Origin of the sequence: Mesorhizobium sp. M7A.F.Ca.CA.002.05.1.1, assembly GCF_003998335.1 — a bacterium.
Taxonomy (GTDB): domain Bacteria; phylum Pseudomonadota; class Alphaproteobacteria; order Rhizobiales; family Rhizobiaceae; genus Mesorhizobium.
In genome coordinates this window covers 1-1,838 of sequence record NZ_RZQI01001070.1, presented here as the reverse complement: position 1 = coordinate 1,838, position 1,838 = coordinate 1, and the positions used below count along the sequence as shown (strand labels likewise).

General features: G+C 61.6%; 2 protein-coding genes. Both read left to right on the top strand.

Annotated features, from left to right (window positions below; translation table 11 throughout):
- Nucleotides 1-572 (top strand): UDP-2,3-diacylglucosamine diphosphatase (locus tag EN939_RS32550; RefSeq protein ID WP_164751436.1); only part of this gene is annotated, 572 nt, incomplete at its 5' end.
- 125 nt (nucleotides 573-697) lie between these two features.
- The coding region (locus EN939_RS32545; RefSeq protein WP_127271629.1) for an MFS transporter at nucleotides 698-1,838 on the top strand (1,141 nt) is incomplete at its 3' end.

The window sequence follows — 1,838 nt, the reverse complement described above, 5'->3', positions numbered from 1 at the left end:
ACATCGCCGGCAACCATGACGAGTTCGCCCGCCAGTTCCAGGGCGTGCATTTCGGCGGCATCGTCGTCGCCGACCGTGCCATCCACGAGACCGCCGACGGCAAGCGCCTGCTCGTCATCCATGGCGACCAGTTCGACACCGTGGTCCACAATGCGCGCTGGCTCGCCTATCTCGGTGATCACGCCTATGACGCGGCCATGCTGGTCAATCGCGTGGTGACGCGGCTGCGGCAACTGCTCGGCCTGCCGTATTGGTCGTTTTCGTCCTGGGCCAAGCACAACGTCAAGAAAGCGGTGAACTTCATCGGCTCGTTCCAGACCATGCTTGCGGATGAGGCGCGTCGTTCACACGTCGACGGCGTCATTTGCGGCCACATCCATCATGCCGTCATCGAGAATTTTGGCGATGTCCAGTACATCAACACCGGCGACTGGGTGGAAAGCTGCACGGCCGTGGTCGAGCATTTTGACGGCCGCATGGAAATCCTGACCTGGGCGCAGGTGCTGCCAGAAGCGCCGGACGAGCCCTTTGTCCCGTTGCTCATCGCGGACCGGGTAGGGCAGGCGGCATAGTCCGAAGTCTTTTTCGGGCTTCGGAATCGATCAATTAGTCCAACCGGTTTCGTCCGGTTTTCGTCCATGTTAAGGGATCGATACGCGTTGCCGTCCGGTCGAATACAGCGCGATTGGATCGATTCATGGCCCTGCCGCAGCTCTCGCCCGAACAACTCGTCAAGCCGCGCCATTTCGAACTGCGCATGAGCCTGATCTTCGCGACGCTGTACGTGCCGCTCGGAACGCATTTGCCTTATTTTCCACTGTGGCTGCAGGCCAAGGGTTTTCACGCCGAGCAGATCGCCGTCATTCTGGCGGCGCCGATGTTCCTGCGCGTGGTGACGACGCCGTTACTGACCGCGTTGGCCGACCGTGCCAGGGACCGCGCCGATGTCTATGTCGCGCTGATGGCTGCATCACTGCTCCTGTCGGCAGGCTATTTCCTGCCATCGACCTATGCGATGGTGCTGGCGGTCTCACTGGCGCTGACCATTGTCTGGACGCCGCATTCGCCGATCGCCGATTCGCTGGCGCTTTCGGGTGTCCGCCGCTTCGGTTCGAACTACACAAGCATGCGCAAATGGGGCTCGATCTCCTATCTCTGCGCCAATGTCGCCGGCGGCTTCATTCTGTCGGCAACCGGCTCGCAGGCCGTTCCGGTTATCATTCTGGCGGCGTTTGCCGCGGCCCTTGCCGCCGGCCTGCTGGCGCCGCGTCTAGGCCGTCCGCGGCGCGCCTCACCGCTGTCGGCCACTGATATCCAGCATTCGGCGCCGAAGCTTCTCAACCCGTATTTCCTGTATTTTTCCGTCGGTGTCGGCGTCATCACCGCCAGCCACGCATTCCTCTACGGTTTCGTCTCCATCTACTGGAAATCGATCGGCCTCAGCGATTCGGTTGTCGGTCTCTTATGGGCTTGGGGCGTGGTGTCGGAAGTCTGCATGTTCATGATGTTCACCCGCTTTTTTGACCGGTTCTCCGTCGTGTCGATCATGGTGATGGCGGGGATCGGCTCCATCGTGCGCTGGATCGCCTTTCCGCTGGTCTGGCCGCTCGGCCTCGGCATTCCCGGTTTCTTCGGTGTCCAGTCGCTGCACTCGGTCTCGGTGGCGCTTGGGCTGATCGGCCTGCAGAAGATGATCGGCGAAACCGTCTCCGAGGAGCGGACAGGTGCCGCGCAAGGCATTGCCTATTTCTCCAACGGCTTCTTCATGGCGGTGGTGACGCTGGCGTCCGGCCCGCTCTACGACCATCTCGGCGTGGACGGCTTCTTTGCCATGATCC